Genomic DNA, 21,631 nt, shown 5'->3' with positions numbered 1-21,631 from the left:
GGCTGAAGCCTTGGGCATGACTGATTTGAATGGTGGCGCGCTCTTCAACGCTGAGTTCGGTATAAGACATAGGGGCAGCACCGTACCGGAAAGGTCAGGTGTTGCACTCAGTTTTTGCCGCCGCCCTTGGAAAAACCTGAATGTGTCACAGCCAGGAGCTATTCAAGCTTTTTGGGGATCCAAACAAACGCGATGCCCCATCACACCACAACTGAAAACCTAACACACGCCTATGCACTTTGGACGTCAAGCGACAGCTATCGTGCATTGAGAAATTCCAGCCACTGAAAAGGAAAAATCATGATTGTCCAACCTACCCCTGGTGTATTAGGCCTTTTTTTTACACTCAAAGGATCCATTGTTAGACGCATCGCGACACGATGCCTGATGATTGCCATCTTGGCGTCCTTGATAGTTTTGATCGAGAGTCGTCATCCTGAATATTTTTTACATGTTAGCGCAACACCATTCACCCTACTTGGCCTATCCCTTTCTATTTTCATGAACTTCCGCAATAATGCCTGCTATGATCGTTGGTGGGAAGGACGCAAAGCATGGGGTATGATGATCATTGAGATACGCTCATTTATACGCGAGAGTGCAGCCATATCTGACCAATCTCTTAGAGAAGACATACTGCGCAGTCTCTGTGGGTTCGCACATGCTCTAAATGCCAAACTTCGCAATGAGCATGAGGCTCAAGCAGCTAGCTCATGGCTTTCTAGCGATACACTAACTTCTAGTCACAATGTCAGCGATCACATTTTGCAACATATCGGAGCCACGTGCTCTCGCTTGGCCACCGATAAAATGATTAGCGATGTACGATACTTGGTACTAGTAGAACGACTGAATGCGCTTACACAAGTACAGGGCATTTGCGAACGTATCAAAACCACCCCAATTCCGTTCCCTTACTCCCTACTGCTCCATCGGACCATTTATCTATTTTGCATCTTGTTGCCTTTCGCGATGGCAGAGCCCCTTGGATGGATGGCCCCCGTGTTCACCGCTATCGTAAGTTACACCTTCTTGGGACTAGACACCATTAGTAACGAACTTGAAGATCCTTTTGGACGAGAAGAAAATGACCTTCCTACAGATGCAATGGTTCGAGTCATCGAGCGGGACATACTAGGTGCGCTGGACTGCAAAAATCTTCCCCCTCTGCGACAGCCAATAAACTGCATACTCAGCTAACCATTGACAAACAACCAGAAATTACCGGAAGCCAGTGAACAACGAATTAACTTCACGAGCCTTATAAAGGCCCTGCTTGTCAAGAGCCTTGCCTCTCCCAGTAATTAGGGAGCGGCAGTTCTATGGGTAGTATGAATGACTGAACGGTGCGAGCACCTGGATCTTACGGCCTGCCCCACAAATTTAGTGGGGCAGGCTTTCACTCACTACAAAACACTCATTTTAGCCCGTTAACAATACTGCCAGAGCATCGCCATTCGCGAAACACCTCAAATGCTAGCTCATTTATTCTTCAACATGCCATGCGGATCGATAACAAACTTAGCGGGAGACCCCTTATCGAATTTCGCATACCCATCCGGTGCTTGATCAAGTGTAATCACTTCAATATTCATCACCTTGGACAAATAAGGCATTTGATCCCAAAGTATTGCTTCGGTCAGATGGCGATTGTAGTTTGTCACTGGTGCCATTCCAGTCATAATCCGTATGGATTTTGTCCACATCTTGCCGAAGTCAAGATGCAAGCGTCCGCTCCCTGCATCTTTATTAACAGGATCAGGGTCGCTCCCTACATAAATACCCGGAATTCCGATTGCGCCACCTGCTCGGACTACATCAAAGAGGCTATTTAGGGCACCGTTAGGCGTCTCAGTATTAGCTTCGTCACCAAGGCCATGTGCTTCAAAACCAACCGCATCTACACCACAGTCGACTTCCGGCTTACCTAGTATCTGATCAATCTGATCGCGCAGCGGTGCAGAGTTACGTAAGTCGATCGTTTCAAAACCGGCATCAGATAGCAGCTTCAGGCGCTCAGGATTCTGGTCGCCCACGATCACACATGCCGCTCCTAACAGTCGCGCCCCCGCCGCCGCACAACGTCCTACTGGACCTGCACCTGCAATGTAAACATGGCTACCTGGCTTCACTCCAGCAGAAACGCAACCGTGAAAACCTGTCGGTAGAATATCTGAGATAAGCGTCAGGTCTTTTATTTTTTCCATCGCCTGTTCTTTATCACCAAACTTGAGCAGCATATAGTCAGCATAAGGAACAAGAACATACTCAGCTTGACCACCAGACCACCCTTTCAAGTCAAAGCCAAAGGCACCTAAATCCGCATCTGGGTTGACCAGGTTATTTTCACAAACGTCAGATCGCGCCTCTTTACAGTTGCGGCACCGCCCGCACGCAACATTAAAAGGCACAGACACTAAATCGCCGATGTCCATTAATTCGACATCCGAGCCCTTTTCTACCACTTCCCCAGTAATTTCGTGCCCGAGCACGTGACCTTTAGGAACGATAAAGCGCCCACGATAAATGTGTTGATCTGAACCACAAATATTTGTTGATACAACCTTTAAAATCACCGCATGTTCAAGCTTTCGATTATTGTGCTCAAGCTTGGGATAAGGAACTGTTTCAACCCGAAGATCACGGGTCCCATGATAGACGACGCTTTTATTACCGGCCATCGCAAACACCCCTTCAGCTAACGTTAACTAGCTTTAAGTGCTCAGTCTTCCTTTACTTTTCGCACCACGGAACTTAAATGATAGACGGGAACAAAGCCCTGTCAAGGCTGTTTTTTGAAAAAATTCCTTTGGGCTATCTAATCTTCGCAAAAAACAATTAAACATTTTAGACGAAAACATATAGGGGTTGTAAGCCGGAAACCCAGAAATTTCCGTCAGCCGATCAACATGGCTTGTCTCGCGCTTGGTCGATGAGTTCCTGCATCGCCCGCATGACTTCTTCGTGGGTGTACGACTTGGCGTTGGGGTCGTCGGCCTCTCGGAGAGCTTCCTCGACCTCGCGGGTCATCCGCGCATATTCTTCCGGCCACAGCGCTTGCTCCATGCGCAGCGACGCCTGCCCAAGCAGGTGCAGCAGGCCGAACAGCCGCATGTCATTGGTGGCGACGACGTGCTCTCGAATCCGCTCCTGGATCACCTCGCAGGCCCGATGCGCCTCTGGCGTCGCCGTGCCCTCGTAGCCGGCTGGGAGTTCTGCTTCTTCAGCGATTCGCGCCCAAGCGATAGCCGGTGGACAGGTTCATTTGCTCATCCACTTGCGCAGCAGACGCTTTTTCAGGGAGGCGCGCTCTTGCGGATTGCGTCCCTTGTGGTTGGCAATGCGATCCGCCGTGGCGGCCTGGCGCTTGATGGGCCAGTAGGAGCGGCCATCCTTACCCATCGACCAGACGTTGCTGACCTGGTTTTCCAGTAGAGGCAGATGGGCGCATAGAGCTTCCGGCGACGCGCTGGCCAGCGCGGTGCGCTCGTGAGTTCGCCAGCGCTGATGCCAGAGTTTCTTGTCCTCGCGCTCGCTACGGCAGGTCGTGTGCCCAACGATGGGCGTTTTGCGGCGGCTGCGGCTCATGATGTGGTTGTCTCCAAGAACATTCAGGACAGGCTTTCTGGGTAGAGCGCCGTCAACCGGGACAGGGTTTCTTGCACTTGTTCCAGCGAGGTCATCAGATGATCAACCTGATCCTGAAGATCCACGGCGAGATCAAATAGCTCAGCCACTCGGCTGCGTGATCCCTCGTTGAACGCGGCCATTGCCAGTTGATGCAGCTTCAACAGGTCGGTGCGCAGTTGCGGAGGTGCGCCGTCTGCGCTGTCATTCAAATCGCCGCGCAGCACGTCCACGGCATCGACTGCACGCAGCAGTGCCGTGGTATCGAAATTCTCGGGAGTCAGTTCGTCCCATTCGTCGTCGGTGATGCGGGCTGCCATCAGGAGGGCTCCGATTAAGCGGTTGCGAGCGTTAGATGCCCGATCGGCTCGGCTGCTGGCCGTACCTTGATTTCGATGTCGTAGCCGAGGCGATTCAGACAATCCATCAGCTTGCGTTCGGATAGATTGGTGAAGTCGCCGCGCATCATGCCCGACACCTTCGGTTGCGGGATGCCCATGCGTTTGGCCGCCGCTTGTTGAGTCAGCCCAAGGGCGCGCATGGCCCTCCTGATCTCGACCACCAGGCCGGTCTTGATCTTGAGCTTTTCAGCGTCAGGCAGTCCAAGGTCGGCAAAGACGTTGCCCGAGCTGCGCTGAACCTCGACGCCTTCAATGATTCGTTTTTGCATTTCGTAGCTCCTGTGCCAATACCTCGGCCACCTTCAGCCGAGCGCGGATGATGTCCATGTCGGCCTTTGGCGTGGCGATTCCGCTCTTGCTCTTCTTCTGGAAGCAGTGCAGGACGAACACCGCTTCCGCAAACTTGACCGTGTATACCGCTCGATAGGTGCCGCCGGCATCGTCTTCGACGACCTCCAGCACGCCGGCACCACCGAACCCCTTGAGCACCTTTGCTGCGTCATCCTGATCGCCTATCTGCGCCAACGAGAGCGCGTAACCGAAACGGCGACGCACGTCGGACGGCAACGCCATCAAATCCTTGTGGCTGCTCGCGATCCATTCGAGCGGTTTTTCTTTGTTTGTCATGACGGAATTTTATACCTGTTCAGGTAATGATGTAAACGCGGCAACCTCAAGGAGGTGTCGTAAAACATTTGTTTTGCGACAGGCTGTCAGCCGCCGCTGTGCTACCTGTGCAACACCCCCTCAAAAATGTACGGAAAACTCTATCGCTATTCACTATTATGCGGAAACCTGTTTTTGATGGTTATCCGCCTATGTTGGTTGGCTACATGCGCGTGTCGTCGGACTCCGACCGCCAGAGCACGGACTTGCAGCGCGACGCGCTGCTCGCCGCCGGCGTCGATCCGCGTCACCTGTTTGAGGATCGTGCCTCTGGCGCGAAGGATGACCGTGCCGGCTTGGCGCGGGCGCTTGAGTTCGTTCGAGCCGGCGATGTGCTGGTGGTGTGGAAACTCGACCGGCTCGGTCGCTCGCTGTCGCACCTGCTCGCCATTGTGACTTCGCTCAAGGACAAGCGGGTGGCGTTCCGCTCGCTGACAGAGAACCTGGACACTACGACGCCCTCGGGCGAATTCCTGTTCCAGGTGTTCGGTGCGCTCGCGCAGTACGAGCGCGCCTTGATTCAGGAGCGCGTCGTCGCGGGCTTGGCCGCCGCACGCAAACGCGGCCGGATCGGCGGCCGGCCGCAGGCGATCACTGGTGAGAAGCTGGACGCCATCGTCGCCGCGCTCGATGGCGGCATGTCTAAGGCGGCGGTGTGCCGCAACTTCAATGTCAAGCGCACTACGTTGATCGAAACATTGACGCGAGCAGGTTGGCGTGGTGCGGGAAGGACGGTCGATGAGCAACAAGAATAAGCTACTCACCGTCTTTTCTGACGCAGAGCAGGAAGCCTTGTACGGCCTACCGGACTTCGACGATGCTCAGCGGCTGGAATACCTGGCGTTGACCGAATCTGAACTGGCGTTCGCCAGCAGCCGGCCTAGCCTGCAGGCCCAAGTCTATTGCGTCTTGCAGATCGGCTACTTCAAGGCCAAGCATGCTTTCTTCCGCTTCGATTGGCATGAGGTCGAGGACGATTGCGCCTTCGTGCTGAGTCGCTATTTCCACGGCGAAGCGTTCGAACGCAAGGCGATCACCAAGCATGAGCACTACAGCCAGAGGGGTCAGATCGCCGAACTGTTCGGCTACCGGTCGTGGGCGGCTAGCTTCCTGCCGCAACTGGCACAGCAGGCTGAACAGATCGTGCGGCGCGACGTAATGCCAGGATTCGTGGCCGCCGAACTGATCGTTTGGCTCAGCGAGCACAAAATCATCCGGCCCGGCCACACCACCTTACAAGAGCTGGTCAGTGAAGCCCTGTCCACCGAACGCAGGCGCTTGGGCGGCTTGCTGGCAGAAGTGTTGGACGAATCGGCCAAAGCTGCGCTGGGCCAGCTCCTGGTGCGTGACGACACCCTGTCTCAACTGGCAGCGCTCAAGCAGGACGCTAAAGATTTCGGCTGGCGTCAGATGGCAGGGGAGCGCGAGAAGCGCGCCACGCTGAAGTCCTTGCACGGGATCGCCAAGGCGCTGCTGCCCAAGCTCGGCATCTCGCAGCAGAACCTGCTGTACTACGCGAGCCTGGCGAACTTCTATACCGTCCATGACCTGCGCCACCTGAAGGCGGAGCAGACCCGGCTCTACCTGCTGTGCTATGCCTGGGTACGTTACCGGCAGCTCACCGACAACCTGGTCGACGCGATGGCCTTCCACATGAAAAAACTTGAGGACGAGAGCCGCACGGGTGCGAAACAGTCCTTTGTCGCCGAACAGCTGCGACGCCATCAGGAAACGCCGCAGGTTGGCCGCCTGCTGTCGCTGTACGTGGACGACAGCGTGGCCGATCCGACGCCGTTCGGCGAGGTGCGCCAACGCGCCTACAAAATCATGTCCAGGGAATTGCTGCAAAACACGGCGCAGCGCATGAGCGTCAAGCCACTGAACAAACTGGCGCTGCACTGGCAGGCGGTGGACGGCCTGGCCGAACGCATTCGACGCCATCTACGGCCGCTGTACGTCGCGCTCGACTTCGCCGGCACGGCCCCCGATAACCCATGGCTCGCGGCGCTGACTTGGGCCAAGAGCGTGTTCGCCAAGCAGCAGCGCCTATCACAACGGCCACTCGACGAATGTCCGGCGGCAACGCTGCCGAAACGCTTGCGTCCGTACCTGCTGATGTTCGATGCCGAAGGCACGCCGACAGGCCTGCATGCCGATCGTTACGAATTCTGGCTTTACCGTCAGGTCAGGAAACGCTTCCAGGCGGGCGAGCTCTACATTGACGACAGCTTGCAGCACCGGCATTTGTCCGACGAGTTGGTTTCGATGGACGAGAAAGCCGCCGTGCTCGCGCAGATGGACATCCCCTTCCTGCGGCAGCCGGTCAGTGCCCAGCTCGATGCACTGGCGGCCGAGTTGCGTGCGCAATGGGTGGCGTTCAATCGCGAGCTGAAACAGGGCAAGCTGACGCACCTGGAATACGACAAGGACACGCAGAGACTGACCTGGCGCAAGCCCAAGGGGGAGAACCAGAAGGCGCGCGAGCAAGCTCTCTACGAGCAACTGCCATACTGCGATGTCGCCGACGTGTTTCGCTTCGTCAACGGCCAGTGCCAGTTCCTGTCGGCGCTGACACCATTGCAGCCACGCTATGCGAAGAAGGTAGCCGACGCCGACAGTCTGATGGCGGTGATCATTGCCCAAGCCATGAACCACGGCAACCAGGTTATGGCACGTACCAGCGACATCCCGTACCACGTCCTGGAGAGTACCTACCAGCAGTACCTGCGCCAGGCGACGCTACATGTGGCCAACGATTGCATCAGCAACGCCATCGCCGCACTGCCGATCTTCCCGCATTACTCGTTCGACCTCGATTCGTTGTACGGTGCCGTTGATGGGCAGAAATTCGGCGTCGAGCGACCAACTGTGAAGGCGCGCTACTCGCGCAAATATTTCGGCCGCGGCAAGGGCGTCGTCGCCTACACGCTGCTGTGCAATCACGTGCCGTTGAACGGCTACCTGATAGGCGCACACGAGTACGAGGCTCACCACGTGTTCGACATCTGGTACCGCAACACGTCGGACATCGTGCCGAGCGCGATCACCGGCGACATGCACAGCATCAACAAGGCCAACTTCGCCATCCTGCACTGGTTCGGACTTCGTTTCGAGCCGCGCTTCACCGACCTCGACGACCAGTTGCAGGAGCTGTATTGCGCCGATGATCTGGCATTGTACGAGAAATGCCTGATCCGGCCGGCTGGCCAGATCGACCGGCAACTCATCGTCGGTGAGAAGGCGAACATCGACCGAATCGTCGCCACACTGGGCCTGAAGGAAATGACGCAGGGCACGCTGATCCGCAAGCTGTGCACCTATACGGCGCCGAACCCGACGCGGCGCGCAATCTTCGAGTTCGACAAGCTCATCCGCAGTATCTACACACTGCGCTACCTGCGCGACCCGCAACTGGAGCGTAATGTTCACCGCTCGCAGAACCGCATTGAGTCCTATCACCAGCTACGCTCGACCATCGCCCAAGTCGGTGGGAAGAAGGAATTGACCGGCCGCACCGACATCGAAATCGAGATCAGCAACCAGTGCGCCAGGCTGATCGGCAACGCGATCATCTTCTACAACTCGGCGATCCTGTCCCTGCTGCTGACGAAGTACGAGGCAGCTGGCAATGCCAAGGCGCTGGCGTTGATCACGCAGATGTCGCCAGCGGCCTGGCGGCACATCCTGCTGAACGGGCATTACACCTTCCAGACTGACGGCAAGTTCATCGACCTGGATGCGCTCGTGGCGGGACTGGAGCTGGGCTGACGGAAATTTCTGGGATTCCGGCGTACAACCCCTATGAGATCCCAGACATCGCGGCGCTGCCAAAGTACACCGAGGCAGACCTGCGCTACCCCGAGGTCGAGGTGCCGTTCTGTGATGATCAGTACCAGGGAATGTTCAACGGCCTGCGCAGTATTTCCCATGCTGCTGCCGATGCTGAGTTCCTGACCACAACACGCAGTGGCATGGTGGTCATGGACGTGGTGACCAGCAGCGGATTCGAGATCGATCGCGAAGGTGCAGAGCTGTTCGTGAACTTCGAGCTGGATAACGCCCTGTCCCGCGTGACCTTCGACCAGTCTCCGACTGCGGGGCTGCATTACCTGATGGGGTTGGGAACCATCGCGATCTACAAGGGCGACCATGGCGACTGGGATCGGATGATGCGGATGTCCAACCAGATTTTCAGAAGCGATCTTCAGCCCATCCTGCATGACCGCGCTGCGCTGATTGCCCGCCTGGGTGGTAGCTCACTGGGTCAGATCGATCTGTTCTGATTCGGGCCGTGTAAGCAACGACCATAATCCTGTGCGACTATACTGTTTTTACATACAGTGAGGCGTGCTATGCCATCTTCGGAACTGCCGCCATTTGAGCCGGTGACGCTCGACGAGTTGCGTCGCATTTGGTCAGCACATGACGATCCTGACATACGCCGCCTGGCGCTCGAAGTAGCTCGATATCGGCGTGTGCTGGCAGAGGTCGACAAGCTCTATAAGACCGTCCACCAGTCTTGGCGCGACCAGGTGGGCGGTGATCTGGTGGCCCTGCACCTCTTGAAACAGGTCATGTATCACGAACGGATGCGCTTGCCCTAATGGCTGGCTGCTTCGTTCTACAGCGCCAGCAGTGCGCCATCAGGATTGAATACGCTCGAAAGTTATTTGGACAGCGCTAACACATGCGCGATACGCAGCGCTGGAATCTTCCTCCAGCTTCCTTAGGATGGCGCGCCCGGCCAGACTCATTCCGCCGTCACGGAGGCTGCCAAGCTCGAGAACCGCGCTCAGGGCCGCGTAATCACTGTTGAACTGCTCCCCGTCATCTTGATCAGCAGTTCCGTCCTTGATCTTTTCAAAGTAGGACATCACTGCCTCAAAGCGGTTAGTGGCTGACTGAATCATGGTCTGTTCCAGTTGGGGCAACGCTGGATCTGCATTCAAAGCTTCATCGCACCGCCGAGTCAGCAGGTCGTGCAGCAGATCGGCATCATTGGCCGCATCCACACAATCGCGGTGGAGCGCATTCTCCAAACTGCTCTTCAGCCAGTAGCTGGTTTCAGGGTTGCTGAGTACCGCTTGAATTTCTTCGTTGATGGCCACTGTTCGATTCCTCTGTCCGGAAGGCGTTGTGTGCTCAGCGATTCACTGCCGGAGCACTGGGGAGGTTGCGGTTTTCCTGCGGAGCCATCGGTTGCCCCATCAGCTCAAACGCCGGCGAAATGAACTCGGCTGTCATGGCCTCGGAAAGCGCCTCCAGCTCGAAGTCGGTCACCTGAAAGCTCCCTGGCCAGATCCTGATGAGTGCCGATTTTCGTGCGACAAGGAATTTCTCCTGTTTGAGCATGGCCTCGTTGACGGCGATACCAACAGCCTCGACAAGCGCATCGCGGCTCCTGAAGAAATGAGTCATGGAGGAAAACGGGCAGTCGATCGGCACTCCGTCGACGATCACTTGATTCGGCTTCAGGTCGATGACGACGCGATTCGCCACCACTTTCCGCTCCGTCCACTCAAGAAACCAAGCCCCGAGAGCGCCAGCAGCAGCGACGATGCCGGCTACTACCCAGGTTCCTTGGCTGGGTGCTTCTACGTCAGGTAACGCAGCAAGCGAGCCCAGTAACGGGAGGGGCAGTATCGCCATCCCCAGTAGGGCTTTCGACAGATCATTCATTATGCGTCCTCGCTAAAAATTGCACGTCGTCGTGTGCGCTTCAACTGCATAACCGCGGCTTGCAGTAATCAGTTGCACCTTACTTTCCAATAACTCGGCGATGATCTTGATCGCTGCCTGACCTCCCAAGCTGTACAGGTGTGCGTCTGCTTCTAGCTCGAACAGGCGTGTCGTACGATCCGGCGTTGTCATGATCAGCAGCAGTACCTGCTGCATGACATGCTCAAACGCCACCTCACAGAGTCGGCGACACAGACCAGTCTTACGGTGAACCGGCGCAAGATAAATGGCCTTGAGCATCAGATGAAAGCTGGTCTCGCCTTTGCTCTGGAGTGCTGTCAACTCAAGGGAACACAGCCCAGCCAAATTGTTGCCAACCCAGATCTCGTGGCACCCTTCGGCCGGGAAATTTGTAGGCGATAGAAGATCACCTTGTGGGCGATCTGATTCGTCGAAAATCCGCGCCCTTTGCGGTGGTGTTGAGAGGCGGTAAGTAACCATCACTGCTCTGCTCATAGGCTCCCCACCAGGATGGTCGTCGAGGTGCAGTACCGCTGGTTGGAGTTCCGGCAGTAGTTTGATCAGGTCAATATCTTTCATAAGGGAAACCGTTGGATCGCTGATGTCGGCCGATTATTCCACGCCGTCAGCGCCAGCAAGGCCGTAATCAGGTCGTAAAGCGGTCAGAAAACGTTCTCCCTACTCAGGGGGATAATTTCTATCTGGAGTGCTTGTATCTGGCCCTATCAGGCATTGCGCCAGCGGCCGGTGGGATTTCGGTAGGAAATGAGACGGTGGCCACCTCCTACCAGGAACCACCAGCATGGAAATCAACCGCCTCCCCGCTTGGCTTCAGGCTTACCGCGATGGCCATCGTCAAGGCAATGCCCAAGCGCTAGCAGCCTATGCCGATTACTACTGCATGGACGGGTCAGCCGACATGGAGCTGGATATTGAGGAGCGGCTTGGCTACATCCCTCCGCCGATGGTCTCGTATGCAAGCCGAACGGGCACACGCCGCAACCTCGCAGCAATGCGCGGGGCGGGTTGGCGTTTACTCGTTTCTGCGGCCGGGGTTCTGCGCACTGAGGGGTTCGAGCATTACGCCTTGGACAACGGAGCGTGGAGCGCTTTCCAGCAGGGCACGCCGTTCGATGAGCGTGCTTTCGGCCGTGCCGTGGATCTTCTTGGCGAAGACGCTGACTGGGTTGTCCTACCTGACATCGTGGCAGGTGGAATGGAGTCGCTGGATTTCAGCCTGCGCTGGCTGGATCGGCTAAAGGGATTCCCTCAAAGGTTGCTCATTGCTGTGCAGGATGGAATGGAGCCAGACGATGTGCGTGAGTTCTTGAGCCCATCCGTAGGGATATTTCTCGGAGGGAGCACCCCTTGGAAGCTGCAAACCATGGCTGCCTGGGGTGTCCTTTCTCGTCGCCGCAACTGCTACTACCACGTTGGCCGGGTCAACAGCGCTCGACGGATCGGAATGTGCGCTGCCGCCAGTGCTAATTCCTTCGACGGTACCAGCGTGACACGCTTCGCCGACACGCTGCCTGCGCTCCATGCCGCGCTGTGCTATGCCGATGACCAGGGTGATCTTTTCTCTCTAGCCAAGGAGGACGTTGCAGCAACGCCATTCAATTGCTGTTGGCCGCTGCCTTCGAGACAGCACTGTTTTCATGGAGCCCACCATCATGAAGATGGGGTTATCTGAGCTTTCGCTGCCGTGGACATATCAGACGCCCAGTCGCGGAGATAACCAGGAACGATGAGCTTGTGACGAGCTCTCGATCCACCCGTGTAAAGGGCTGCAAAAGCCTTGCTCGCTGCAATGCGGTCACCAGGCCCTACTTGACTGAGCAAGTCTGGTGCGAGCATCACAGCGTCGATCTCTGAATTGCGTGCGTCCATGACCCGACCGAGCTGTAGTGGGGCTGTCCCTGATGCATCGAGGTTGAGTAACGATGCCTCGAACTCTGATGAGCTATAGCCCTTACTGAGCATCCGGTCGATGCGCTGAAAGCTACTGTTTTTGCTGCCCATGTCCGCCCGGAGATCATCCCAGTTGGTGTACCTGAAGAGCGCGCTGTGGGTTGGCCGTACCTGATCATGGAACAGGCCAATGCAATCGAGAATGAACCGGCGGAAAGTGTTGATTGCTCCAGGTAGCAAGCTGAAGGTCGCGCCAGCGCTCCCCAGGCGCTGAAACCACTCGAATAATCCCCACTCGGAATCAACCAGTATCGTCACGGCCCCGGTGGGAACCTCTGGCTTGTCGTAGTAGACAACCTTTGTCTCGATGCCGTTGTTGCCCTCGAGCGAAGCCAATTTCAGTATCGGGTGTTTGTCGATGAGGGGGTTTATGACTCCCTCGATCTGCCGGCCGGCGCGAATGGAGTGGGTGATCTCGTGCTTGCGGAGTGTGCTAGCCCGTTGGTAGTAGCTCCCATCCAGGCGCTGGCATGCGTCACCCAGGGTAATCACGGGCTGGGTACAGCGGTCGAGAAATACCGAGAGTGGCCAGCTCAGGTCGTGAGCTTCATCGACAATGATGTGGGTGAACTCCAGACCTATGACCGCCTCATGAAGAAGGGTCATGTGCTTGATTCGGTGATAGCCGCGAAGCGGGAGCTGAAGGCGCTGATCGGTTGGTTCTATGGTCTGGTCCCACAGCCTTTGCGCATACCCTACCAGTACCAAGCGATCTACGGCATCGAGGGTAAGCCCTTTGGGGATGTGCTGCTCTGATAAGGCAAGGTCAGTGCTGTTGCAAAAGGAGGCAACCATCCTCGCGCAGGCCGTGGCTACTTGGGCTGGACTGAGCCTACTTATCGACCCGAAGCCTAACCGGGAAGCGATGTCTTCCGGGGTAACCTGGTGCCGAGCGGATGCCCGCTTGCCCGGCCTGTAATAACCGACACTTCGTTCAAGCACGTAGTTGGCGAGATCTCCGAACGTCATTCCTCTCACGTTCGCGGCTCCGATTCGCTGCATCAAGGCCTGGAGCTGCACCGCGGTGAACGCCAGCACGAGTGGTCGACATGATGAAAGCGAGTCCACCAAGCGTTCGATCATGTGGGTCTTGCCGGTACCAGCCAGGCCCTGGATATGGATGCTCTCATCGGGTTCGGCGTGAATAACGCGAAACGTCCGGCTCTGCTGATTCGACAGAGAAATTGTTTTCCCCGATGGGGTCTCGAACGAATGCTTGAGCGGGTTGAGCTTTTGGGTGTGCGCTGCACAGAAGTTGAAGTCCCAGTGGCCACCATTCAGGAATTGCGTCGCGTCCAGCGTCTCCTCATCCAGGAAGCGCAGCCGCAGCCGAGGCATAAGCGCCAGCCCTCGCTCAAACAACTCTCGCTTAAATCGGCCGGCAATCAGGCTAGAAAACGTACCAGGTGGATGCGTTTGGCTCAGTTCCGTTCCAACTGAGATCAACTCGGCCAGGGCCTTCTCAACGAGCATTTCGCTTTTCGGCTTTCCGTCCAGGGCCGGTAAATTCTGGATGACAGCCACCGAAGCCACTTGGGGCACGTCCCACTGCCCCAGTAGGACACGAGCAGAACTACTCGGATCAACCAAGATGTCGGCCTGTGAAGCCAGCAGTGGGATGTAAAGAACCGGGTCGCTCACACTTTTATCTCGGTGAAATGAACATCGTCGACCGCCACCAGCACTATCGCCGGCGGCGGGCCCAGCTATCCAGTGTATGCCAGGCCAGCCGAAGGTCACACTTTCTCAACGCCGGTACCAGTTGAGCTGGTAGCACCTGGCGTCCTCGGGAATCTGATCGGGTGGCCAGCGCAGGCAATCCAGATACAGGCGCTCAGGTTTGCTTGGGCTGGGCCGAGTAGCCTGCACCAGGTAGGCCGAGCCACCGGAAGTGAGGATGTAGTCGCCAGCGCTCAGGTCGCCAGCGCCATCGATGTACAGCTTGCATGGGGTGTAAGGTTGGCCGCGACTAGCCATATTCAGCGATCCTCAACTGCGGCGATGACATGGCCATCGGCGAAGGCCAGATCCAGCTTGCCTGCATCGCGAGCCTGCTGGGCACTGCTGATTATCTCCCCACCAGGGCCACGGACTAAGGCAAAGCCTCTCCCGAGCAGTGCAAGCGGATTTGTCTTGTCGTAGACCGTGCATGCAAGCTCCAGGCGCGAAATTTCCTTGGCGATCAGCGCCCTACTCAGAGAGGCTACCCTCGAGGCGGCAAACAGCCCCCTTTGGCGCTCAGCTACACACAGACCAGCCCCGAGCCTTGAAAATCGATCCTGCGCGAGCTGGAGGGCCATGCGCTGTTGGCTGAGGAGGCGGTCCCGGCCTTTGTCGAGGCTGCTTTGCTGTTGCAACAGTTGCCGATGCTCCCCATGGAGCGTTTCCGTCACCCGCCGGCTGAAGGTGCTCCAAGCGCGATCCAGATGCGGGGCTTGCCCAGACACCAGGCGCAAGATCATGCCGTTGGCCCGCTCGACCTGAGCCCGAGCAGTTGAGGCCTCAGACATGAGCGCTGTTTTGATGAACCCGATGACCTTCGATGGTGTGTCGAACCGGCGGTGTGCCACGAGGTCAAGCACGCATTCGTCGATCTCGTGCCCAATGCCGGTGAATACCGGAACAGGCAACCGGCACACCCAAGCCGCAAGGTTCGCGTCGTTGAGCCAGGCCAGATCGCTTTTCGCCCCACCCCCGCGGATGATGCATACGGCGTCGAATGGCTGCTGTTGATGTTGCTCATGAACCGTCCGCAACGCAGAGCGGATGCTGTCTGATGCATCACGCCCCTGGAACGTCGCTGAGAAATACTCGAAGCCGCACACCTCGGCCGCAGCCAACTGCTCTGCATCACGCCGAAAATCGGCCAGCCCAGCAGCCTCGTGCGGAGCCACAACCGCAACGCGCCAGAACCCCCCTGGAGAGGGAAGTCCCCGCTGTAGGTCGAACCACTGCCGCTCCTTCAGGGAGGCAATGATCTTCTGCATCTTGGCCTGCATGTCACCCAGCGTGTAGCTCGGGTCGATGCCGGTGACCATCAGGGAGAAGCCAAACTGAGGGGAAAAATCCGCCCTCACTTTCAGCAGGACGTTCATTCCTGCTTGGGGCAGGCCTCCGGTTGCCTGCTGCCACTCACCAAGTACCTTGCCGGCGACGTTCGCAAACATGGTGCACCGTGCCTTCGCGACCTCGGCTCCCTCACGCGACTCCAAGATGTCCATGTAGCAGTGGCCGTTCGGGCGGCGCTTGAAGTCACTGAGTTCTGCAACAACCCAGCAGCTGTCTGGCACCGCAGCACGGATGGCCTTCTGGATCTGGGTAAGGTATGCGCTGAGAGTGAGGTGCTGCTCAATCGGATCAGGTGCGCTCACCGGCCTGTCCCTCTTCAGCGCCCAAGGTTGCTTGAACAACGCCCTCGATGCGGGTAAGCCGGTCGGCGCAGAACTTACGGGCATCCGCAAATTCGCGAGCAAGGGTCTCCAACTCGTCGATGCTCACTTCATTGCGCTCCAGGCGCTTTACCGTCTGGTCGATGAAGGCGATGTTGGCTTCGTAGGTATCTCGGCTCATGTGGGAAGTCCTGGGGAAGATGGGATCAATCAACGTGCCGATTGTCGCAGCTTCCCCAAAAGACCCAACCCTATCAGCCTTCAGGCTGAACCCACGTTGTCTGACCCTCTGGGATCACGCCTCGATTGCAGCCGTATTTGGACAGGTACAACACCCTGCTCTGCCGCAACCAGGCCTCAACGGTTGGAACGATCATCGCGGCATACTCGGCAAGGCTCGGGTGTTTCTTCCAGTCTCCATTGCCGATCGCGGATTCCAGCGAACGGTCATACCAGGCGTTGACCAGCTGCTCGACTCCAGCCAGTTCCTCGCCGGCGGACGGTGCGGAATGGATCAGGTTATGCGCCTCGCGTTTCCTTTGCTCTCGGGTGGCATGTGCAGCTGGTAACGCTCCAAGGGAGAAAAGAGCGTCCTCAAAATTGAGGTGACGCTTCTCGTGAGTAGTCGAGTCCTCGGCTACATCGGGGACGAACGAAAAGCGGCAGAGCTTGCAGTAGACCACGCCACCGTCCTTCCGCTCGTAGTGCTGCTCTAACGAGCGAGCGACCCACTTACGAACTTCGTGATAGCTGCGTGCTTGAAGATGATGCTGCGCCATCAGGTTGAGGCGCTGCGCATGGCTCAGTCCTGGGTGAAGGGCCTTTGCCTGTTTGGCGAGCTTTTTGAGGTTTTCGATATCGCGGAGTGTGATTGGGTTTTGCATACGGCAGCCTCCAAAGGCTGATGCTCTGTGTCCACTTCGGAGCACCCATAAGGGTTCCGTTGGTTTGTCGGTAGTGCTTTCGCTTTGCCAATGTGGACGGCAGGCACCTACCCGTGTGCCGAGAGGAATATCTCTGTCTCGATTGCGAACGTCAAGTGTAATGTCGAATTTCGCCCGGCTGGTTGAAATTTGAGCATCGCCGGGGGAGCGTTCCCAGACCGCCACGCCAGGACTTTATCCACAGGCTTACCCCCACTTTCAGGGGACAAACCTCGGGCGAAAAAAATCCCGCTCGAGCGGGACTTATTCCTGGGCCCTGCGTCATTCCAACTCCAACTGCCTGTGCTCGTCACGCCCCATGGGTTTGTGCAGAGAAACGCTTTCACCGTCCCTTTTGCCCTGAATGTAGGCTCGGTACGCATCCATATCCAGTTTTCGGCGTTTCATCTTTGTGACCGGAACACCTGGATAATTTCTCTGCGTATAAGCGTGGATTGCCCTTTCCACTTCTTCCGTAACGCCGGAAAATTCCTCTACTCGTTTGTGTACGCCGATGATCCATGCTTCCGCATACAGCACCCCCGCTTTGCGCCTTTGAACTGTGCCCTGAATACTGACTCCTGAGAGGTATTTTCTCTTGGAGTCTTTCAGTTGCCGGATAAGCACCTCATACGCATAGGCCGACATTTCAGCGCTACCGATTTCTCCAATAAAAATCAGCGATTGCCCGTCAGGGCCATAGCTGTAGAAACTCACACAGCCAAACGCTTTAGAAACCGTCATCGACAACATGCGAATCCATTGTGGCGGAACGCTTTTGGCTTTACCGATCCGCAGGGAAAATTCTTCCGTCTGGGTGGCATGCACATCGCCTATCTCCAGCTTGAACTTATCCATAAGTTTGCGGGCTTGCCGCATTGCTGCTTCGGCCTCATGCGGGTTGCTGGATTTGGCGAGCGCAAAACATTTCTTGATTCTGTCCAGTGCGCGAGCGCGCTTATTCTTGTCTCCAGTCGCGCACTCACTCACCGCTCAATCCTCCGCTTCGCGACACGTTATTAAGCATGACGCTTCAGCGACAACCAATATCTCCCCGTATTGGGGTTGCTCAGCAAGTATACTTGCTCCATCCCCTCAAAGGAGGTGTCCAACTTTTGGACGCCAGCCCCGAAATACTCCCCCAAACGCGACAACACTTTTTCCTGTTCTGCTTGCGGCTGGTCTTTAAGTTCATCGAGAACCATCTTCAGCTCTGTGATAGCGGCGGCAAAAAACGTTCTTGCTCGCAACGCATCCGCTTGCCCGAGCGTTGACTCGTATTCACTAAGCACTACCGCCATCGCCATAGAACTACGCTCACGCAACCCTGCGCACTCCTGAGTGAGTACGATTGCAATTAGGAGATCATGACTGCCCGGAATGTCTGCATGCAGCACCTCCAATATTTCCTCAGACCACTCCTTATCCGCAGGGAGGTTGTATCCTTCAAGAGAAAAACTACCGCTGGCCCCGATCAACTCATTAACGCCGTACATAAAATCCCCTTGTCCCTAAATTTGTGGTTCACCTTAACAACATGCATCCATCCGCTTCGCGACACGTTTAAAAGCGCACGAACGCAGCATCGAACTAGATCTTCCTGTTTGATTCGTAACTGATTCGGTTCATCAGGCAGTAGTCGACAGTGTATCCATCTATCCGGGTAACGATTTCCCCAGTCAAATCGAGCAGAGCAGATGCCCCTGCGTAAAATCCAATTCCGCCGCTGGCATATTTTCCGCTCCGAATCTGGAATCCTTTGGCGTCAGTGATGGATACGCCGGATATTTCGTGCCATAGGAGAAATACACCCTCCCCGTACAGGCCGTCATCCCGCACTGAAAAAAGAACCTGCCGGAGTTGGCTCCCATGGGCAACGCCTATGAAATCGCCGTTTGGTAGCACCGGCGGGAATAACCTGCCGTCATCTCTTTTTCTAAACTCCAAATGTCACCGCCTGTTCATTGCCGTGTTTCGCCGGCTCTTTATGTTCGATATCACGCTGGTGACAACCAATGCTGACTTGATCGACAAGCTTACGCAGCAAGCGATGCCGGTAATGCACATGCCAGTGAAAACCATCCCGTGGATTGCTGATGTCCATGCTCCGAGGTATGGCAGGTTCGCGAAGATCATTCGCTAGGCCCTCCCCTTACGCTCGCAGATTTGCCAGCCAAGGCTTTCATCGCCGCCCGCAGTTTCGCGCAGTCGGTTTTCGCATCGCTGAGTACATACCTCGATCCGTAGTAGGTCAGCCAGGCGGTTGCTAACCCGGCACTCAACGCGCCGATTGATCCAAGCAGTAGTTCCAGTTGTTCGCTCCCGAGCATGAGATTTACTCCCTCTCAATCCTGGCTGCTTACTCCAGCCCGCAAATTTGCGCTGTGCCAATGCTCCCACCATCGCAATCAATCCCAAGGATTTAGTGCGCTCCGAATCCGCTGCCCGCCCTCTACCTGCCCGCAGGTGCTTGCTCACTTCCGTTACACCCCCTTCACCCGCTTCGCGACACAGGTTCAGGAAAACCACCCTCACACCACCTCGCTTGCTTATGGGAGTCTGACGGTTCACCTCACATAGAGAGAAAATCGCATTGGGGCTAGTTTCATGCGCGCCGCTCTGAAAGGCCCGCGCAACGGGGCGTGTAGCGATATCCACGTCAGATGGTTGCCGTGAAGGGGTGTCGTCATCGCCAAAGGGGTGTCGTGAAGGGGTGTTGTGAAGGGGTGTTGCTGGACTGAAACGCCCGCCCGCTAAGGCGTCGCGGCTATTCAGCCGGGTCAGTTTGCAGCAAACGGTACTGTGAAGAGGTGTCGTCATCGTCGAAGGGTGTCGTGAAGGGGTGTCGTGAAGAGGTGTTGTAGGTCGGAGCCCTTGATTTTGTTGGGCTCCACCATTTTTCGGCACAGTTCCCAGGCGACTCGCTTAGTCGGACGTTGCGGGGTAATCATGAGTGATGAACGCAGAAATCGAGCCGTCAACCACGCCAGCTTTCTTCACCGCAGGGACAAGCTGACGGCGGACTCGCTGAATGACCGAGCACGTTTCCCGGATCTCGGCGAGCTGGATTTCGTAGGCCCGAACGATGTTCTTCAAGGGCTCCTTGACGAATGAGAACGACGAGACCGGGTACTTGCTTCCCTGACCCTTATTGATTGTCCGGATGACCCGCGGTTTCTTGGCTTCGCCTTCCTTGAGCCTCGGCAAAATGACTTTCGCCCATTCGATGGTGACGGCATTCGGGCTGGATTGCCGGATACGGATCACGATCGGTATGTGCCCTGGCTTACCTGCGTGCAGTGAAAGGGCTGTCTGGAAGAAAGAGTCGCGCAGCTCCTCCGCTCGGCCGACAAGGCTGGAATAGACGCGATCAAGCTCCGCTACTGCTGGGTGCTTGGGGGCTTCAGAGGGTGAGTTCATATGTTGCTCCTTTGTGGATGGGAGCATTTTGCGGGTCGACAGAGAAGGCGTGGATCGTTTTCAGACGCTAAAACGTCCTGAAAACGAAGCCCAAAGCTTTCAGGAAGGCTGATTATTACGGTGCGTCGTCATCTGGTGACCGGGTGATGCAGATATAGCGCTTGGGATTCTTTGGATGTGGGGTTTCATGTGCTGCGGGGTCATTCGCGTCGTCATCTGACGCACTTCTTTTGTCATTTTTTGCTGGGAGCGGCATTCGAATGGGTAACGCCTTAGGTCTGGATATTGGTTACAGCAACGTGATTGGCGTTTTTGGCAGTGGGGATGGGCATCCGGAGTCGATTATTCGCCCCTCGCAGGCCGCTCCCTTGAGCGTTCTGCCTGGGGATTCTGGGTTACGCGCTGGTGAAGTAATCGTGGAGGTTGATGGAGCGCCCTGGGTGGCATTTGCCGCGCCCGGCCGTGTTCAGGATGGACGAGAACTGCACGAGGATTACACGTCTTCGCACGCCTATGAGGCCCTGTTTAAGGGAGCTCTGCTGCATGCTGCGGGTGATAAAGACGTGATTGACTGCTTAGTAACTGGCCTTCCTGTCTCGCAGGCTCGCGATAAGGCCTATGTGGAAGCCCTAGTAAAGCGTATGACTGGGACGCATCGCATTACGCCAAAGCGAGAGGTTACCGTTAAGCGAGTAGAGGTTGTTGCTCAGCCGATCGGGACTCTGACAGAGATCTACTGCAACTCAGATGCATCGGAAGTTATTGAGGAGTCAGTTTCGATCATTATCGATCCGGGATTTTTCAGTGTTGATTGGGTCGTATTTGACCATCGCGAGCTGGTAGTCAACTCCAGCAGCAGCAGCCTCAAGGCTATGTCTGTTGTACTTGAAGCGTGCAATGAAGAGATTGCGAAGGATCATGGCGGTATTCCTGGCGTAGAAAAGATTGAACATGCGCTCCAGTCGGGTAAGTCATACATCCTGATTTATGGCCGCAAGGTTGAACTTGCAGAATATCTAGAGCGTGCTGCCGAACGTGTTATCCCATCCGTTTTCACTGAGATTAAGCAAGGACTTCGATTCCTGAAGGGCCGTGCTATCGACTGTGTGATCCTCGGCGGCGGGGGAGCCTCATTGTATGAGCCATTTGCCAGAAAAGAATTTCCCGATGCATTGGTAGTCAAGCCCGTGAACAGCGTAAAAAGCAATGCCGAAGGTTTCTGGCATATCGCACGCTCTTAATTTAACGGGTGCGCAAGGACGCGCTAAGGAGGGAATGTGGATAAAACGATGAGACTACAATGTCGAGTCACGCCAGCGACACAAGAATTGCACGCGCATCTTGAAACTATTGACCCCGATTATCGGGGTAAAAGACTTGTTGCAATGGCAGCGCTATATCTAAGCAGGCGGTTGCAGGAGCTGAGTGCAACACGGTCATTGAATTGAAGCTGGAGCATCATGCCGCATAGCCATGGCCTTCTGCATCACCTCGCCCATAACTTCGATTGGGCATTTGAAGTCGAAGCGCTTAC

At 56.2% G+C, this 21,631-nt stretch carries 26 protein-coding genes; 9 read left to right on the top strand and 17 right to left on the bottom strand.

Going from position 1 to position 21,631, the window contains the following annotated elements:
- Positions 1-223: hypothetical protein (locus H7698_RS31210; RefSeq protein WP_208525908.1), on the top strand; the 223-nt coding region annotated here is incomplete at its 5' end.
- A gap of 77 nt (positions 224-300) precedes the next feature.
- The gene (locus H7698_RS30580) at positions 301-1,200 is read left to right on the top strand and encodes a bestrophin family protein (protein ID WP_016974635.1); all 900 of its coding nucleotides are present in this window, start codon (positions 301-303) and stop codon (positions 1,198-1,200) included.
- 281 nt (positions 1,201-1,481) lie between these two features.
- On the opposite strand, the gene fdm is transcribed toward H7698_RS30580, so the two are convergent.
- The 6 genes from fdm to H7698_RS30550 all read right to left on the bottom strand — a co-directional run bounded on the left by fdm (position 1,482) and on the right by H7698_RS30550 (position 4,655).
- A complete protein-coding gene (fdm, locus tag H7698_RS30575) occupies positions 1,482-2,681 on the bottom strand; it encodes a formaldehyde dismutase (RefSeq protein WP_016974636.1) in 1,200 nt (399 codons plus the stop codon).
- Positions 2,682-2,904: 223 nt separating this feature from the next.
- Positions 2,905-3,159 (bottom strand): hypothetical protein, encoded by a 255-nt coding sequence (locus tag H7698_RS30570; protein ID WP_425312399.1) that lies wholly within the window; start codon positions 3,157-3,159, stop codon positions 2,905-2,907.
- Positions 3,160-3,261: 102 nt separating this feature from the next.
- Positions 3,262-3,588 carry a hypothetical protein gene (locus H7698_RS30565; protein ID WP_000091614.1) on the bottom strand — a complete coding sequence of 109 codons (327 nt, stop codon included), beginning with the start codon at positions 3,586-3,588 and terminating at the stop codon, positions 3,262-3,264.
- Between the two features lie 23 nt (positions 3,589-3,611).
- Complete coding sequence (locus H7698_RS30560; protein ID WP_000741275.1) at positions 3,612-3,947, bottom strand: hypothetical protein; 336 nt, start codon at positions 3,945-3,947, stop codon at positions 3,612-3,614.
- A 14-nt stretch (positions 3,948-3,961) separates the two neighbouring features.
- Positions 3,962-4,297, bottom strand: a complete 336-nt coding sequence (locus H7698_RS30555) for a helix-turn-helix domain-containing protein (RefSeq protein ID WP_001172026.1) — start codon at positions 4,295-4,297, stop codon at positions 3,962-3,964.
- Entirely contained in the window at positions 4,278-4,655 is a 378-nt protein-coding gene (locus H7698_RS30550; RefSeq protein WP_003151133.1) for a type II toxin-antitoxin system RelE/ParE family toxin, read from the bottom strand. The genes H7698_RS30555 and H7698_RS30550 overlap by 20 nt, the downstream gene beginning before the upstream one ends.
- A 191-nt stretch (positions 4,656-4,846) precedes the next feature.
- Between H7698_RS30550 and H7698_RS30545 the strand changes: the two genes are divergently transcribed.
- The 4 genes from H7698_RS30545 (at position 4,847) to H7698_RS30530 (ending at position 9,298) form a co-directional block, all read left to right on the top strand.
- Positions 4,847-5,449 (top strand): recombinase family protein, encoded by a 603-nt coding sequence (locus tag H7698_RS30545; protein WP_010465829.1) that lies wholly within the window; start codon positions 4,847-4,849, stop codon positions 5,447-5,449.
- Entirely contained in the window at positions 5,433-8,462 is a 3,030-nt protein-coding gene (locus tag H7698_RS30540; RefSeq protein ID WP_010799689.1) for a Tn3 family transposase, read from the top strand. The genes H7698_RS30545 and H7698_RS30540 overlap by 17 nt, the downstream gene beginning before the upstream one ends.
- Positions 8,463-8,563: 101 nt before the next feature.
- Entirely contained in the window at positions 8,564-8,977 is a 414-nt protein-coding gene (locus H7698_RS30535; protein WP_194693861.1) for a hypothetical protein, read from the top strand.
- Between the two features lie 69 nt (positions 8,978-9,046).
- Complete coding sequence (locus H7698_RS30530; protein WP_016969809.1) at positions 9,047-9,298, top strand: hypothetical protein; 252 nt, start codon at positions 9,047-9,049, stop codon at positions 9,296-9,298.
- Between the two features lie 39 nt (positions 9,299-9,337).
- Here the strand turns inward: H7698_RS30530 and H7698_RS30525 are convergent, their stop codons facing one another.
- Genes H7698_RS30525 through H7698_RS30515 form a run of 3 tightly spaced genes read right to left on the bottom strand, consistent with a single transcriptional unit; the run spans position 9,338 to position 10,973 of the window.
- Positions 9,338-9,802: a hypothetical protein gene (locus tag H7698_RS30525; protein WP_016969808.1), complete on the bottom strand. Its 465-nt coding sequence runs from the start codon at positions 9,800-9,802 to the stop codon at positions 9,338-9,340.
- A 34-nt stretch (positions 9,803-9,836) separates the two neighbouring features.
- Complete coding sequence (locus H7698_RS30520; RefSeq protein WP_016969807.1) at positions 9,837-10,373, bottom strand: hypothetical protein; 537 nt, start codon at positions 10,371-10,373, stop codon at positions 9,837-9,839.
- Between the two features lie 12 nt (positions 10,374-10,385).
- A complete protein-coding gene (locus H7698_RS30515; protein WP_016969806.1) occupies positions 10,386-10,973 on the bottom strand; it encodes a hypothetical protein in 588 nt (195 codons plus the stop codon).
- Between the two features lie 223 nt (positions 10,974-11,196).
- Here H7698_RS30515 and H7698_RS30510 point away from each other — a divergent pair, with 223 nt between their 5' ends.
- The gene (locus H7698_RS30510; RefSeq protein WP_016969805.1) at positions 11,197-12,087 is read left to right on the top strand and encodes a hypothetical protein; all 891 of its coding nucleotides are present in this window, start codon (positions 11,197-11,199) and stop codon (positions 12,085-12,087) included.
- Here the strand turns inward: H7698_RS30510 and H7698_RS30505 are convergent.
- The 7 genes from H7698_RS30505 to H7698_RS30475 form a co-directional block, all read right to left on the bottom strand.
- Positions 12,066-14,006 carry an AAA family ATPase gene (locus H7698_RS30505; protein WP_177039218.1) on the bottom strand — a complete coding sequence of 647 codons (1,941 nt, stop codon included), beginning with the start codon at positions 14,004-14,006 and terminating at the stop codon, positions 12,066-12,068. The genes H7698_RS30510 and H7698_RS30505 overlap by 22 nt on opposite strands.
- Positions 14,007-14,111: 105 nt before the next feature.
- The gene (locus tag H7698_RS30500) at positions 14,112-14,342 is read right to left on the bottom strand and encodes a hypothetical protein (RefSeq protein WP_060765410.1); all 231 of its coding nucleotides are present in this window, start codon (positions 14,340-14,342) and stop codon (positions 14,112-14,114) included.
- Positions 14,343-14,344: 2 nt separating this feature from the next.
- Positions 14,345-15,736, bottom strand: coding sequence for an exodeoxyribonuclease VII large subunit (gene xseA, locus H7698_RS30495; RefSeq protein WP_060765411.1), 1,392 nt, complete (start codon positions 15,734-15,736; stop codon positions 14,345-14,347).
- On the bottom strand, positions 15,723-15,935 hold the full coding sequence (locus H7698_RS30490) for an exodeoxyribonuclease VII small subunit (protein WP_013100931.1): 213 nt from the start codon (positions 15,933-15,935) through the stop codon (positions 15,723-15,725). Before H7698_RS30490 ends, xseA begins: the two co-directional genes overlap by 14 nt.
- A gap of 73 nt (positions 15,936-16,008) precedes the next feature.
- Positions 16,009-16,638: a hypothetical protein gene (locus tag H7698_RS30485; RefSeq protein ID WP_013100930.1), complete on the bottom strand. Its 630-nt coding sequence runs from the start codon at positions 16,636-16,638 to the stop codon at positions 16,009-16,011.
- Between the two features lie 321 nt (positions 16,639-16,959).
- Entirely contained in the window at positions 16,960-17,667 is a 708-nt protein-coding gene (locus H7698_RS30480; RefSeq protein ID WP_060765412.1) for a DUF2786 domain-containing protein, read from the bottom strand.
- Between the two features lie 29 nt (positions 17,668-17,696).
- On the bottom strand, positions 17,697-18,173 hold the full coding sequence (locus H7698_RS30475; RefSeq protein WP_011154398.1) for a hypothetical protein: 477 nt from the start codon (positions 18,171-18,173) through the stop codon (positions 17,697-17,699).
- Between the two features lie 386 nt (positions 18,174-18,559).
- Between H7698_RS30475 and H7698_RS30470 the strand changes: the two genes are divergently transcribed.
- The gene (locus H7698_RS30470) at positions 18,560-18,820 is read left to right on the top strand and encodes a hypothetical protein (protein WP_156796376.1); all 261 of its coding nucleotides are present in this window, start codon (positions 18,560-18,562) and stop codon (positions 18,818-18,820) included.
- Between the two features lie 782 nt (positions 18,821-19,602).
- Here H7698_RS30470 and mobI read toward each other — a convergent pair.
- Entirely contained in the window at positions 19,603-20,097 is a 495-nt protein-coding gene (gene mobI / locus H7698_RS30465) for a conjugative transfer protein MobI(A/C) (RefSeq protein ID WP_013100926.1), read from the bottom strand.
- A 260-nt stretch (positions 20,098-20,357) separates the two neighbouring features.
- Between mobI and H7698_RS30460 the strand changes: the two genes are divergently transcribed.
- Positions 20,358-21,338, top strand: a complete 981-nt coding sequence (locus tag H7698_RS30460) for a ParM/StbA family protein (protein ID WP_028621613.1) — start codon at positions 20,358-20,360, stop codon at positions 21,336-21,338.
- Positions 21,339-21,631: the final 293 nt, after the last annotated feature.

Origin of the sequence: Pseudomonas sp. p50(2008) (assembly GCF_015351605.1) — a bacterium.
GTDB lineage: Bacteria > Pseudomonadota > Gammaproteobacteria > Pseudomonadales > Pseudomonadaceae > Aquipseudomonas.
This window is presented reverse-complemented; position numbering and strand designations above follow the sequence as displayed.